Origin of the sequence: Ralstonia flatus, assembly GCF_958439105.1 — a bacterium.
GTDB classification, from domain to species: Bacteria; Pseudomonadota; Gammaproteobacteria; order Burkholderiales; family Burkholderiaceae; genus Ralstonia; species Ralstonia flatus.
Window position 1 is genome coordinate 102,359 of the sequence record NZ_CAUDLI010000009.1, and the last position, 13,452, is coordinate 115,810.

A 13,452-nucleotide genomic window follows, 5' to 3' on the forward strand; every position below is an offset into this window, starting at 1 on the left:
CGGATGAGGTCGTGTTCAGCAAGATCGGGACCGACGGCATCCGGTGTTCAACGTCGAGAGTGGCTGTGCATCTGGCTTTTTGCGAGGTAGGAGCGTCCACATTATGACGAATGCGATGACAGCGCAGCGCAGTGGCACCGAACCGCGGACAACTGCGAGAACAAGATCCAACGGCCTGCGAGCCCAAGGCCTACGCACGCGCAACACCATCGTTCGCGTGGCAAGAAAGCTTCTGTTCGAAGAGGGGGCGCTGGAGTTTTCGCAGCGGGCAATTGCTACTCGCGCCAGAATTAGCGTCAGCAACCTCCAGTACTACTTTCCGACGAAGCAGGCTGTGCTTCGCGCGGTCATGGCGCCTGCAGTCGAGGCATGCCTGGACGATGTCAAGCATGCATTTGATGGCAATACTTCGTCTCGCGAGGCGCTGGACGCGTTCCTCGAGCGGAGGCTTCGTGAGGCGAAGGATGCTGAAAACACCACACTTTGGTTGCACTTCCTGACATTTTCGTCAACCGATCCTGAGTGTGCGCAGTTGCTCGAAGAGTGGTACGGCACGCTGACGCGCGAGCTTGCGCGGCTTATCCGTGTCGCCAACCCGAAATGCGAATTGACGGACAGTTTGCAGGCAGCAGTGCTCCATATCTCAATGGTCGATGGGCTAACACTTTATCTCGCGGCGACGCGAGGGAAGCGTGCTTACGTGCAGGGGGTCGAGTCGAGAATTATTGAGACTTCGCATTACCTGGCGCGCGGGATGTCGGTGGACGATTCGGTTGGCAAGACCAGATCAGGCGACCCCTTGGGGCAGGACTGCGCGCTGTTGTGAAGGAAAAAGATGAGGCGGATGACGAGTAACTCAGGCTTGCCAGGAGATGGCCGCCTTCAGTCTGCTCAGGTTCAAGCCCTATTGAGAAGCTAACAAGCTAAACCCCGAGCTTTTGCTGCGGGATATCTACCAAGAAAGCCGGAGTCCCTGTAATCCGGCGGACATGAGTCCAAGAGAAGAGGAGCGCCGAAATGATTCGTCTACACAAATCTGTAGGGTTGCCGTTGGTCGGAATGACCGGCTTCGAGACGCCATTGAGCGAAGAGGAGAATGCAATCCAGAACACCGTCCACCGGTTTGCGCGCGATGTGCTGCGGCCGATTGGGCGAGAGCTCGACCGCATGACGCCGGAGGAGGTGATTGCCCCAGGGTCACCATACTGGGCAGCCATGGCCGAGAGCGTGAAGCTCGGGCTCGACCCGCAACTGATCGCACAGTTTCCCGAGGAGGTTGCCGTCCGGATTGAATCGATCATTGGCGAAGAATTCGGCTGGGGCGACTCGGGCCTCGGTGTTTCGCTTGGGGTCGCGATGATTCCGCTCATGATGGCGCAGTCGACCGGCAATCAGGAACTGATCGACATGTGTGTGGGCAAGGTGGGTTGCTGGCTGAACACCCAACCCGACCGTGGCACGGACAGCGCGATCCTTTACCGCGAAGAACTCAGTTCGGGCGGAAAGCAGTCGACGGGTAACGTTACTGCCAAGGTTGGCGCCGACGAAATCGTCATCAACGGACAGTATTCGTCGTGGGTGTCGAATGGGTCGGTGGCGCAGGTCGGTCTCGCGTACATGGCAGCGGATTACGGTGATGGCTTCTATGGCACTGGGGAGCAGGGCGCGGTCACCCACGGCATCGGGATGATCATTCCGCTGGATCTGCCGGGCATCTCGCGCGGTAAGCCGCTGGATAAGATCGGTCAACGTGCGTTGCCGCAGGGCGAAATCTATTTCGACAACGTCAAGGTGCCGAAGCGTTTCGCGGTAGCGCTGAAGGACGACTATCTCGGCAACCTCGCATCGGCATGGTCATACGCCGGGACGCATATGTGCCAGGTCTTCGTTGGTGCGGCTCGAGCCGCGTTCGAACTTGCGCTCGCCTATTGCCACGAGCGCAAGCAGGGCGGCGCGCTTCTGATCGAACACCAGATGACGCAACTGCGCATTGGCGAAATGATGCGTCGACTCGAGATGGCGCGTGCGATCGCCCGCCGCAGCCTGGCGTACGCCCGCATTTCGCCGCAAGGCCACCCTTACGCGACTGCACAGGCCAAGGTGAGCGTGACCGAAGAAGCGATGAAGATCACGCATGAGGCGTTCCAGCTCTTCGGCGCCAATGGCACCACTCGCGAATTTCCGATCGAGAAAATTTTCCGTGATGTTCGATCCGCATTGATCGAAGACGGCGAGAACTATGCCATCACTTCACGTCTTGGCGTGCTGGCAGGAAAACTCTATCAGAGCGGGTGGACGAAGGAATAGGCGTTCCGCGGGACGTGGCCTGTTCGTGAGCCAGGATTCGATCTTCGGGCGAACGTTCTAGATGCATTGGCAGGCTGAGCATGCAGTGGGTGTCGCGTGAGAACGATTGCGATTTTTGGAGTGCGGGGATGAAGAAACGCATATTGCTCGATATATCGATCATTGTTGTCGTGCTGCTTTTTATCTTCAGCCCTGGTCTCCTGCTTCTCTATCGCGTTCAGGGCGATAGCACGAAATCGACAGATGCCCACCAAGGCGATGAAGGTGCTTGGCCGCGTTTGACTGGCGGATGCCTCTATTGCCGGGGTGTCAAACCTGGTTCGGTCAATCAAAGCTATGGGGCCCCGGTTAGACAGGCTGCCTTAGGTGTGGCGGACAACTTCACAGTGTTGCCAACGTACGGCGAACCAGTCGAAGCATGGGGCTACAGGTGACTACCTTGAGAGAGAGGGCGAGATCGGGCGCCCGCTTGTGACCACGCCAGAGATCCTCTCCAGTTCGTAGAGAGCGGGCCGGGCAGCGTCAACGCGTTCGACGGCGTCGAAATCGTCGAGCGGTTGCTCGTGGTGGCGTTGGAAAGATCCCCGAGTACGAAGTCCGCAAGAAGTACTGACATGACCGCGAGCGGACGATTTGATTCTCTGCATCGCTCGGTATTGCGGGCGATGTTTCCTCTTTTTTCCTTGGAACAATACATCATGCAAAACGAGGTCTTGGTCGCCGGTGTCGGCATGACTCCATTCAAGAAGCCGGGCGACAACCTTCCGTATCCGGAAATGGCTTCCCAATCAATCTATCAGGCGCTGCAGGACGCCGGGCTGGCCTACGCCGACGTACAGGAAGTTTATGCGGGCTACGTGATGGGTGATTCCACCTGTGGTCAGCGGGCCGCATACGACGTCGGGATGACCGGCATACCGATCGTCAACGTGAACAACAACTGCGCGTCGGGATCCACGGCATTGTATTTGGCGCGCAAGGCCGTCGCGAGCGGCGCAGCGGATTGCGTTCTTGCTGTTGGTTTCGAGCAGATGCCGCGCGGTGCACTGCAGAGCCCGTGGAACGATCGGACCGACCCGCTCGAGCGCTTCGACAAAGTGGTTGATGAAGTCTTCGGTCACCCGGAGCTGACGAGTGCGATCCGCTATTTCGCAGCCGCAGGCAAGGAGCACATGGAGCGCTATGGCACGGCACTGGAGACCTTCGCGAAAATTCGCGCGAAGGCGAGTCGGCACGCCTCGCGGAATCCGTTGGCCCTTTTCCGCCGCGAGATCACGCCAGAGGAGGTTCTGTCGGCACCGGCCATCGTGCCCGGCGTGTTGACGCGGCTGATGGCCTGTCCGCCTACGTGTGGTGCTGCCGCTGCTCTGCTGGTCAGTCGTGATTTTGCCGAGAAGCATGGCCTTGATCCGCACGTGCGAATTCTGGCGCAAGCGCTCACGACTGATCGGCCTAACGTCTTTGAAGATCAAAGCGCTATCTCGGTGGTCGGATACGGCATGTCGCGGGACGCAGCGCGGCAGGTGTATGAAACCTCGGGTATCGACCCCAAGGACGTTGACGTCTGCGAATTGCACGACTGCTTCGCCCAGAACGAGCTACTCAGCTACGAGGCGCTCGGCTTTTGCGCCGAAGGCGAAGGCGAGGCGTTTGCCCTGGCGGGCAACAACACCTACGGCGGAGCGGTGGTCGTCAATCCGTCGGGTGGCTTGCTGTCCAAGGGCCACCCGCTGGGGGCGACCGGCCTGGCGCAGTGCTACGAGCTTACGCACCAACTGCGCGGCACAGCGGAGGCTAGGCAGGTGGAAAACGCGCGCATAGCGCTGCAGCACAACGGCGGGTTGGGCGGCGCTACCGTCGTAACGCTGTTCGGTCGCACGTACTGAGTTTCATGTGCTGGCACCATTCCGTCGCCATTCAAGGTGTGACGAGAAGGCTGTGCTGGCGCGCGAGCGGGGATGGCGCTGCTGGGCTGGTTTTTGGTCATGGGCGCATCAATGATTTACGAAGGATCCCTGATGTCTCCAGCCGTTGCTTCCTCCTCGTTCGGGGCTGCGACCGCTCAATGGTGAGTGGGGGCGTGACGTCCCAAAGCTGGCAGCCCTATCGTGCCACCGCGCATATTCACATTGCTGTCTGAGTAATCCGAGCGTCGTTGCACATGAGGTTGCGGCGACGCACCACGTGGAACATCAAACCGGTGCGTAAGGCCGCCGTTCCCCGTTCCGTCTCAAGCGCAGCGGCCTCTGATCTTGCGCCCTGTGATCGCCAATGGTCGGTCTCTTCCCCGCGCCCTGGTGCACGCCGACACCCCCACGGAGCTATTCAGTGCCGATGCTGCGGCGCGTCGGTGCCCACCAGTTCACGACTGGAAATATTGCCGTACCAGTCGGTGTTTTCCCTGCCTTGCAGAAGCTTGATTGTAGGTCATTGCGTCGCTATGATTAGGTCAGTGAGGTGTAGATTGTAGGTCTATAAGGTGTGACCGTGCCGTAGCAAATGCGGGCTCCATGATCGGGAGCGAAAGCGCCGCAGAGGCGGGCGTCCAGTGTATGGCTTCGACTATCCGCGGCGCTCTGTGGCGACGGCGCGAAACCGCGAGCGCGTCATGCAGAACATCCGCCAGTTCACGATCGATGCGATGAGGTCGTGGCGCAAGACACATACAAAGAATCCCATTCACAGCAGTCACTGAAACAACATGGCAGAGAAATCTTCCCCAGACACTTCAGCCAACCTGCAGCGCAGGCAATGGCTGAAATACGCCGGTGCAACGGCCGCCGCGGGCGGCTTGGTGCTCGGCGCACGGCAAGCAAACGCCGGTGCTGCTGCAACTGCGCGGAAATCAGAAGGTGTCCTTGACGTCGCCATCATCGGTGCAGGGTTGGCCGGCTTAACTGCAGCGCGCGACCTGCAATTAGCGGGCTGCCAATCCTTCGTGGTGCTGGAAGCGCGAGACCGTGTCGGCGGGCGGACGCTCAACTACAACATCGAGGGCGGCTATGTTTCCGAGGTGGGTGGACAGTGGATCGGCCCAGGGCAGACAGCGGTGGCGGATCTCGCCCGTGAACTGGAGGTCGGCACCTTTCCGAGCTACTACACCGGCAAGACGGTCATCTTGGGCGGCGATGGCCGGGTGGAGGTCGACCTGAAGGGGACGTTCGGGACAGACGAAGCCGTTGGCGCGCGCTTGAGCAAGCTCTCCCGCGATGTGCCGTCGGGCGCGCCGTGGAAATCTCCGCGAGCTGCTGAACTGGACAAGCTCTCGGTCGGTGACTGGCTGGCCAAACAGAACATCAAGCCGGAAGACCAGTCGGGATGGAACGGCAGCCTCATGCTCACCGGTGGCGCGGCCCCGGCCAAGATGGGGCTGTTGCATTTTCTTTCCATGATCAATTCTGCCGACCGCGATTACTCGCAGCTCGATTCGATCAAGCACAGTGCGCAGGAAACCCGGTTCATCGGCGGTTCGCAAGTCCTCAGCAGCAAGATGGCACAGCAGTTGGGTGACAAGGTGCGCCTGTCGACGCCGGTGCGCCAGATTTCCGGTTGGGACCGCGATGTCGTCACGCTGTACACCGATCAAGGTGAAGTGCACGCCCGCAAAGTCATCATGGCCATCCATCCGGCTCTGTGTGATCAGGTGCAGTTCCATCCGCCGTTGCCGCAAAAGCGCGCGGCGCTGCAGCGTGCGTGGCCCGCCCATTCGCCGGCGAGGAAAACCGCCATGGTGTATCGCCGCCCCTTCTGGCGCGACAAGGGTCTGAACGGGCATATCTTTGATATCGGTGGGCCAGTGATCTGGGCTTACGACAACTCACCGCCGGGTGGAGAAATCGGGGTCATCAACGCCTTTGTCATGAGTGCGAAGCTTCCGTCGGAGCCCGATGCAGCAAAGGCCATGCAGACAGAGCTCTACGCCAGGGCATGGGGGCGTGAAGCTTTGTCCCCGGTCGCTTACCACGATCACGATTGGGGCCGCGACGATCCGTGGACCATTACGTGCGTCTCCGCCATTCCGCCGGGCTTCTGGACAACGCATGGTGAAGCGCTGCGCCCACCATGCGGCAACCTGATCTGGTCAGGCACCGAGACCGCAGAAATCTGGGCTGGCTATATGGACGGTGCGGTGCGCTCCGGTCATCAGGCGTCTCTCCAGGTGCTCAATGGTCTGCGTCGAGCATAAAGGGGCGGACATGAAGAAACTCATTTTGATTAGCGTTACCGCCATCACTGCCGCTCTGGCACTGATCTTCTTTGGTCCGGATCTGCTCGATCTCTATCGTCTGGATCGCTTTATCGACGCCTCAGCGAAGGCTTACGAGGCCGACGGAGGCCCTTGGCCACACGTGAACGACACCTGCTTCGCGTGTCACGGCGTCAAGGGCAATTCCCTCCATCAGGGCTATCCAAGCCTGACGGCGCAGCCTGCCGTCTATTTGGAGATACAGCTCCACAATTTTGCGAGCGGTGCACGACGCAGTCCGAACATGGGATCGTTGGCCATGACGATGGGCGACGCACAGATCAAAGACCTAGCGGAATACTTCTCCAAGGCGGCGCCTGTGGCAAACCACTATTTCAAGCCAGACCCACAACTGCGCGGGAAAGGGGAGCAGCTGGTGGCGACGGGGAATTGCGCTGCATGCCACGGTGCGACGTTGATGGGGCATGACCAGTTTCCGCGTCTTGCCGGCCAAGGCTACGACTACATCCTGGCGCAGTTCGACGCATTTGCGTCCGGCTCACGCAGTGAACCCACCGGCATGATGAAGCGCGTTGCTGAAAGCACCTCCCCTGAAGACCGCAAGGCGATCGCCAACTACCTTGCCAGTCTCGAACCGAAGCAGCATTGACGCATCCGGCGCAATCGATCATTGATATTGGAGTGGAATCATGGATCTCAGGTCTCTCGTTCTTGTGCTTTCCAGCGCCTTGCTGGCGCTGAGTTCGTTTGTGTACGGCTGGAAGTTTGTCAAGAAGCGCAACTATCTGCTTGGGATCGAGCTATGGGTTGTCGGAACCTCCGCGTCGAACGCTGTCGTATTCTTTGCCACCGAGTCGCCAGTCTCCTGGGCGATCGCTCATTTCTTCGACGTATTCTCTCGAGGTTTCGGCCTGCCGCTCATCTCGATGGCCGGCATGATGGTAATCACGCATGGCTTTAAGCCGTCGATCCGGCAGGACATTTTGGCGTTTGTGGCTTCGGCTGCAGCCACATTCGTTCTGATTGGGGTGCATTCCCTTGAGGGAATCCTGCCGTACTACCTCGTCGCGATGTGGTGTTTGCTGTCGATTTATCTCGCCTATTTCATCAAACGGTTGTTGGCGGTGGGGGCGGGGTTCAACGCAATGCTGGTTGGCATCGCGCTGGTGACGTCGCTCGCCATTGCCGGCATCTACGATTTCTACAAGATCCCGGGGGAAGAAACGAATGTCGTATTCAATTTCTTCACGCTTGCGCTGTGTAGCTGGGCCTACTTCGCGCCGGCAATCTATTACGGTTATTGCGCGCTGGAGCGTGCACAGCAGCGTGAACTGCAGTTTGGTTCAGGCCAGGCTCTTAGCGGCCTGGAGCGGGCATCGTGATGAATGAGGCAGGCGTCCTGCGGATGTGATGGACATTGCCCGAATGCCAACGTACATCATGGCGCTTTAAGAATCTCCAGTACGTCACTACAAAGGATTGAAGATGGCTACCCTAATCGTGAGCTACGCTGCAGCGGAAGGTGCGACATTTGACCGCGAGTATTACCTTGCGACCCATGTCCCGCTTGTCCGCTCCGCATGGGATGAATTTGGGCTGCACGCGGCCGAGATTCTGTTCCCTGCACCGGGGCCACAACCCTTCGCATGCATGGCGATGCTGCGTTTCGGTGATCAGGCTGGGATTGACGCTGCTCTCTCGTCGGCCAAAACCGCCAAGGTCGTCAGCGACGTACCGAACTTCACCAATATCGCGCCGACGATCTTCCGCGCAGAGAGCTGACAGCCCGCACGGCGGCCCAATGATCGCTGATGTGTCCCGGCCGCCGTCTGGAGGCCGAATCCTCCAGGCGGCCCCCAGGTCAGACTTGAGTGGACGTTAGCGACCCGTTCGATATCTGTACAACCCTATTTTCGGCTTTCCGTTGGTATTGCTTTGTCTCGAAGACGGCGGTGCGAACGGGGCCTGTTGACGACACTGCAATCGCTCGCGTGCGCTATCCGCAAGGCGGGCCGGTGCGGTTGTGTTCGCAATCACAGAATTCACAGCAAGGAAGCAAGCCATGACAATTAATCTGACCAATCGCGTAGCGATCGTGACCGGCGCAGGTGCCGGCCTTGGGCGCGAGCATGCGCTACTGCTTGCTCGGCTGGGCGCGAAAGTCGTCGTCAACGATCTCGGCAGCGACGTGAGTGGCCGAGGCGGTTCCGCCACCGCTGCCCAGAAGGTGGTTGATGAGATCGTAGCGGCCGGTGGGGAGGCGATCGCGAACGGTGCGTCGGTCACCGACGCCGAGCAAGTGCAGAACATGGTCGCCGAGTCGCTGTCGCGTTGGGGACGTATCGACATCCTCGTGAACAACGCCGGCATCCTGCGCGACAAGAGCTTTAGCAAGATGACGCTCGACGACTTTCGCGCCGTCATCGAAGTGCACCTGATGGGCGCGGTGAACTGCACCAAGGCCGTGTGGGACGTCATGCGCGAGCAGCAATACGGTCGCATCGTGATGACGACGTCGTCTTCGGGGCTGTACGGCAACTTCGGGCAGTCCAACTATGGTGCGGCCAAGATGGCGCTGGTCGGGCTGATGCAGACCCTGGCGCTTGAAGGCGCGCGCAACAACATCCGCGTCAACTGCATCGCGCCCACCGCGGGCACGCGCATGCTTGAGGGGCTGATGCCTGAGGCCGTGCTCAACGCCTTGGCGCCCGGTGCCGTTAGCCCGGCGGTGGCCGCGCTTGTCGGCGAAGACGCCCCCACACGGATGGTGCTGTGTGCTGGTGCGGGGAGCTTCGAAGCCGCACACATCACGCTCACGCCTGGCATCTATCTCGGGGCCGGCGAACAGGTACCGCATCTCCTCGCGCAACAGCTCAGCGACGTCGCCAACCGAGACAGCGAAACCGTTCCTGCATCGGGCGCGGCGCAAGGGGAGCTCGAATTGCGCAAGGCTGGCTTTACCGACAAGCAGGCGTCGGGGCAGTGATATGCGTGACACGCACGATGCAGCGCATGGCGACGCGTCTGTTGCCGAGAAGTCTGGGCGCGTACCGCTGTCGCGACAGCAGTTGTTGAATCTCGTTGGTAAAGAGATCGGGGTGTCCGAATGGATCTCCATCAATCAGGCCGCGATCGACACCTTTGCTGATGTCACGCGCGACTGGCAACCGATCCATGTCGATGTGGAAGCAGCACGCACAGGGCCGTTTGGCAGCACGATCGCGCATGGCTTCCTCACGCTGTCGTTGCTCTCGGCCATGGCGTTCGACGTCATTCCCACGATTGAGGGCCAGCGCGCGGCCGTCAACTACGGCATGAACAGCCTGCGTTTCGTGACGCCCGTGCGCAGCGGAGAACGGGTACGCGGCCGCTTCGTGCTTAAGCAGGTGACGGAGCGCAGCCCGGGACATGACCAGCTGACGATTGCCGTCACCGTGGAGATTGAGGGCCAACCCAAGCCGGCGCTGGTGGCCGAGTGGTTGACGCTCCTCAATACGTGACGCTCATCGGGCGATTTCGAATCTGGTAGCGGCTTCAAGACGTCCAGGATTCTTTTTGACGACATCAATGTCATGACAAGCGAACTCATTCTTTCCCGTCGCGACCTGGACTTCATTCTGTTTGATTGGCTTCAGGTCGAATCGCTCACACAGCGGCCGCGCTTTGCCGGTCAGGACCGGTTTGACTACACGTCCGTGCTGGATGTCTATGAAGCCCTCGCGACTGACCTCTTCGCGCCCCACAACAAGAAGAACGATAGCCAGGAACCCGAGTTCGACGGCGAGCGTGTGACCGTCAATCCGGAAGTCGGCGCTGCGCTGCGCGCCTTTGCCGAGGCTGGACTCATCAGTGCGGCATTTCCTCCCGAGTGGAATGGCATGAGTCTGCCAAGCACCGTAGAGCGTGCTGGCATGGCCTACCTGATTGCAGCGAATGCCGGCACGGCGGGCTATGCCTTTCTCACGATCGCCAATGCGAACCTGCTGATGGCGCATGGCGAGCGCGAGCAGGTCTCGCCCTACATCGAGGCGATGGCCGCCGGAAAGTGCTTCGGCACGATGTGCCTGTCGGAACCGCAAGCCGGCTCCAGCCTCGCCGATATCCGCACGCGTGCGGTGCCGACAGGCGATGGGCGCTATCGCCTGTTCGGCAACAAGATGTGGATCTCGGGTGGCGATCACGATATCTCCGAGAACATCGTGCATCTCGTCCTCGCAAAAATTCCTGACGAGAACGGTCAACTGCCCGCTGGCGTGCAGGGCATCTCGCTGTTTACGGTGCCGCGCAAGCTGGTGGGCGCGGACGGGCAACTCGGCGAGCGAAACGACGTCGTGCTTGCCGGCATCAATCACAAGATGGGGTATCGCGGTACGGTCAATTGCCTATTGAATTTCGGCGAGGGGCGCTTCCGTCCGGAGGGCGAGGCTGGTGCACTCGGCACGCTCGTCGGCGAACCCGGCAAGGGGCTCGCCTACATGTTCCACATGATGAACGAGGCGCGCATCTCGGTGGGCCTTGGTGCCGCAGCGTTGGGTTACACCGGTTATCTGCACGCGCTCGATTATGCGAAGACGCGCCTGCAGGGGCGCACGCGCAGCGAGCGCGGGCTGAGCGCACCGCAAGTGCCCATCATTCGCCATGCGGATGTGCGGCGCATGCTGCTTGCACAGAAGGCCTACGCCTCGGGCGCGCTGGCGCTGTGTCTGTACGCTGCCCGCCTCAGCGACGACATCCACTCGCTCGAGAATGCCGATGCCCGTGAGGAGGCGCACGGTCTGCTGGACCTGCTCACACCGGTTGTGAAGAGTTGGTCGTCTCAATGGGGTCTTGTCGCCAACGATCTGGCGATTCAGGTGCACGGCGGCTACGGCTACACGCGCGAGTACAACGTCGAACAGTTCTATCGCGACAACCGGCTCAACCCAATCCACGAAGGGACATTTGGCGTTCAGGCGCTGGATCTGCTCGGGCGGAAGACACGCGCAAACAGTGGTGCGGCCTTGGCGTTGCTTGGCAACAAGCTCGTCGACACCGTTGCACGTGCGCAGGCGGTGCCATCGTTGCAACGTCATGCCGACACGCTCGAGCGTGCCTGGGTACGCATCCGCGCAGTCACGGAAGAACTGCATGGTCTTGATGACCCAGAGCTTCAGCTTGCGAATGCGGCAGCGTATCTGGAGGCATTTGGCCACGTTGTCGTGGGCTGGCTGTGGCTCGATCAGGCCATTGCTGCGCACGCGCTGGCAAGCGGCCCGAACGCACACGACTTCCACCACGGCAAGCTGGCAGCCTGCGATTACTTCTTTGGCTGGGAGATGCCCAAGGTGGCAGGGTGGCTTGCCGTGCTGGAGCCAGTTGAAACCACACCGCTGAACATGCCCGAACACTGGTTCTGAGCGATGGCATCGCTCACCTTGATTTATCCGTATTCGTATCTGTTAAAGGACGCATCATGATCGACGCAGTCATCGTCTCCACCGCTCGCACCCCGATCGGCAAAGCCTATCGTGGCGCATTCAATGCAACGCAATCCCCCACCTTGCTGGGTCATGCCATCCGGAACGCGGTGCAGCGCGCGGGGATCGAGCCCGATCGCATCGAAGATGCCGTGATCGGCTCGGTGCTTAATGCTGGCACGGCTGGAAACAATATCGCCCGACATGGTGTGTTGGCTGCCGGTCTGCCCACTACGGTCGGTGCACAGACGCTGGACCGCCAGTGCGCCTCGGGTCTGATGGCCATCGCCACCGCTGCCAAGCAGGTTACGGTTGACGGCATGCAGGTGGTGCTTGCAGGCGGTCAGGAAAACATTTCTGCCGTTCAGGCTCGGTACATGGAGTGGGTGTATGCCGAGCGGGATCCCAACGTGCTGGCGATGCAGCAGGCCGCGTACATGCCGATGCTGGAAACTGCCGAGTTCGTCTCCCGCAAGTACAAGATCTCGCGAGAAGCCCAGGATCAATATTCGCTTGAATCGCAGCGCCGAACTGCAGCGGCTCAGGCAGAGGGTCGCTTCTCTGACGAGATCGTGCCGATCACGACCCAGATGCTGGTGACCGACAAAGCGACTGGCCAAACCTTGCACAAGGAGATCACGCTGGCGCAGGACGAAGGCAACCGCCCCAGCACGACGCTTGAATCGCTCAGCGCACTGTCACCGGTTGTGGAAGGCGGCGTCATCACTGCCGGCAATGCAAGCCAGTTGTCCGACGGTGCGAGTGCATGCGTGGTGATGAACGGCAAGCTCGCGCAACAGCTTGGTGTCACGCCCCTGGGCATTTACCGAGGGATGACCGTGGTCGGCAATGCGCCGGAAGAGATGGGTATTGGTCCCATCTATGCGATTCCCAAGCTGTTGAAGCTTCACGGCCTGACAGTCGACGACATCGGCCTGTGGGAACTCAATGAGGCGTTCGCGTGCCAGGTGCTGTACTGCCGCGACAAGCTCGGTATCGACCCGGCTCGATACAACGTGAACGGCGGCAGCATTTCGATTGGTCACCCGTACGGCATGACCGGTGCGCGGCTGGCCGGTCACGCGCTCATCGAAGGCAAGCGACGTGGTGCACGCTACGTGGTGGTGTCCATGTGCGTCGGTGGTGGTATGGGGGCGGCGGGGCTGTTTGAAATCATCTAAAGAGGCATTGGTTTGCCCCGCGGGCTTCATGTAAGTGGGAGTGCTCACGTTGATGAGATCGCCCAGTCGACATCGCACCCGAGCAACAAGCGCTCAACTGTAATACGCAGCGATGACTTCGTGTTCCCCCGCCACCGCAAAAGAGATGCTCCATTTCATCAGGGCATCTGTGGAAAGCATTCGGAAGGATGCTGCTATGGATCCGAGAGCAGACGGTTCCGCTATCGAGCGACGTCTGTCCAGCCTTTTGCGTCATGCTCTCGTGACCCGTTCGCCGTTCGATATCGCTCTTGTGTTGGGG

The 13,452-nt window shown here is 60.3% G+C and carries 12 protein-coding genes; all 12 read left to right on the forward strand.

All coding sequences use genetic code 11. The features are described from left to right. Window positions 1-103: 103 nt before the first annotated feature. The 12 genes from R2676_RS19550 to R2676_RS19605 all read left to right on the forward strand — a co-directional run bounded on the left by R2676_RS19550 (window position 104) and on the right by R2676_RS19605 (window position 13,151). A complete protein-coding gene (locus R2676_RS19550) occupies window positions 104-826 on the forward strand; it encodes a TetR/AcrR family transcriptional regulator (protein ID WP_316887327.1) in 723 nt (240 codons plus the stop codon). A gap of 191 nt (window positions 827-1,017) precedes the next feature. After that, window positions 1,018-2,307 (forward strand): acyl-CoA dehydrogenase family protein, encoded by a 1,290-nt coding sequence (locus R2676_RS19555; protein WP_316887329.1) that lies wholly within the window; start codon window positions 1,018-1,020, stop codon window positions 2,305-2,307. 128 nt (window positions 2,308-2,435) lie between these two features. Continuing rightward, window positions 2,436-2,741, forward strand: a complete 306-nt coding sequence (locus R2676_RS19560) for a hypothetical protein (RefSeq protein ID WP_316887330.1) — start codon at window positions 2,436-2,438, stop codon at window positions 2,739-2,741. Between the two features lie 264 nt (window positions 2,742-3,005). Continuing rightward, entirely contained in the window at window positions 3,006-4,193 is a 1,188-nt protein-coding gene (locus R2676_RS19565) for a lipid-transfer protein (protein WP_316887437.1), read from the forward strand. Window positions 4,194-5,008: 815 nt separating this feature from the next. Then, a complete protein-coding gene (locus tag R2676_RS19570; RefSeq protein WP_316887331.1) occupies window positions 5,009-6,493 on the forward strand; it encodes a flavin monoamine oxidase family protein in 1,485 nt (494 codons plus the stop codon). A 10-nt stretch (window positions 6,494-6,503) separates the two neighbouring features. Continuing rightward, window positions 6,504-7,163, forward strand: a complete 660-nt coding sequence (locus R2676_RS19575; RefSeq protein ID WP_316887333.1) for a c-type cytochrome — start codon at window positions 6,504-6,506, stop codon at window positions 7,161-7,163. A 40-nt stretch (window positions 7,164-7,203) separates the two neighbouring features. Continuing rightward, complete coding sequence (locus tag R2676_RS19580) at window positions 7,204-7,896, forward strand: hypothetical protein (protein ID WP_316887335.1); 693 nt, start codon at window positions 7,204-7,206, stop codon at window positions 7,894-7,896. Between the two features lie 103 nt (window positions 7,897-7,999). Beyond that, window positions 8,000-8,296, forward strand: coding sequence for an EthD family reductase (locus R2676_RS19585; protein ID WP_316887337.1), 297 nt, complete (start codon window positions 8,000-8,002; stop codon window positions 8,294-8,296). A 280-nt stretch (window positions 8,297-8,576) separates the two neighbouring features. Then, a complete protein-coding gene (locus R2676_RS19590; RefSeq protein ID WP_316887338.1) occupies window positions 8,577-9,500 on the forward strand; it encodes an SDR family NAD(P)-dependent oxidoreductase in 924 nt (307 codons plus the stop codon). 1 nt (window position 9,501) lies between these two features. After that, window positions 9,502-10,014: a MaoC family dehydratase gene (locus R2676_RS19595; RefSeq protein WP_316887340.1), complete on the forward strand. Its 513-nt coding sequence runs from the start codon at window positions 9,502-9,504 to the stop codon at window positions 10,012-10,014. Between the two features lie 72 nt (window positions 10,015-10,086). Then, window positions 10,087-11,910 carry an acyl-CoA dehydrogenase gene (locus tag R2676_RS19600; RefSeq protein ID WP_316887342.1) on the forward strand — a complete coding sequence of 608 codons (1,824 nt, stop codon included), beginning with the start codon at window positions 10,087-10,089 and terminating at the stop codon, window positions 11,908-11,910. Window positions 11,911-11,966: 56 nt separating this feature from the next. Further along, the gene (locus R2676_RS19605) at window positions 11,967-13,151 is read left to right on the forward strand and encodes an acetyl-CoA C-acyltransferase (protein WP_316887344.1); all 1,185 of its coding nucleotides are present in this window, start codon (window positions 11,967-11,969) and stop codon (window positions 13,149-13,151) included. Window positions 13,152-13,452: the final 301 nt, after the last annotated feature.

Excerpts from the sequence above, each read along its gene's own strand:
- R2676_RS19595 (WP_316887340.1), top strand. The coding sequence starts at position 9,502 with ATGCGTGACACGCACGATGCAGCGCATGGCGACGCGTCTGTTGCCGAG.
- R2676_RS19590 (WP_316887338.1), top strand. The coding sequence starts at position 8,577 with ATGACAATTAATCTGACCAATCGCGTAGCGATCGTGACCGGCGCAGGT.
- R2676_RS19560 (WP_316887330.1), top strand. The coding sequence starts at position 2,436 with ATGAAGAAACGCATATTGCTCGATATATCGATCATTGTTGTCGTGCTG.
- R2676_RS19585 (WP_316887337.1), top strand. The coding sequence starts at position 8,000 with ATGGCTACCCTAATCGTGAGCTACGCTGCAGCGGAAGGTGCGACATTT.
- R2676_RS19580 (WP_316887335.1), top strand. The coding sequence starts at position 7,204 with ATGGATCTCAGGTCTCTCGTTCTTGTGCTTTCCAGCGCCTTGCTGGCG.
- R2676_RS19605 (WP_316887344.1), top strand. The coding sequence starts at position 11,967 with ATGATCGACGCAGTCATCGTCTCCACCGCTCGCACCCCGATCGGCAAA.
- R2676_RS19555 (WP_316887329.1), top strand. The coding sequence starts at position 1,018 with ATGATTCGTCTACACAAATCTGTAGGGTTGCCGTTGGTCGGAATGACC.
- R2676_RS19565 (WP_316887437.1), top strand. The coding sequence starts at position 3,006 with ATGCAAAACGAGGTCTTGGTCGCCGGTGTCGGCATGACTCCATTCAAG.
- R2676_RS19550 (WP_316887327.1), top strand. The coding sequence starts at position 104 with ATGACGAATGCGATGACAGCGCAGCGCAGTGGCACCGAACCGCGGACA.
- R2676_RS19575 (WP_316887333.1), top strand. The coding sequence starts at position 6,504 with ATGAAGAAACTCATTTTGATTAGCGTTACCGCCATCACTGCCGCTCTG.
- R2676_RS19600 (WP_316887342.1), top strand. The coding sequence starts at position 10,087 with ATGACAAGCGAACTCATTCTTTCCCGTCGCGACCTGGACTTCATTCTG.
- R2676_RS19570 (WP_316887331.1), top strand. The coding sequence starts at position 5,009 with ATGGCAGAGAAATCTTCCCCAGACACTTCAGCCAACCTGCAGCGCAGG.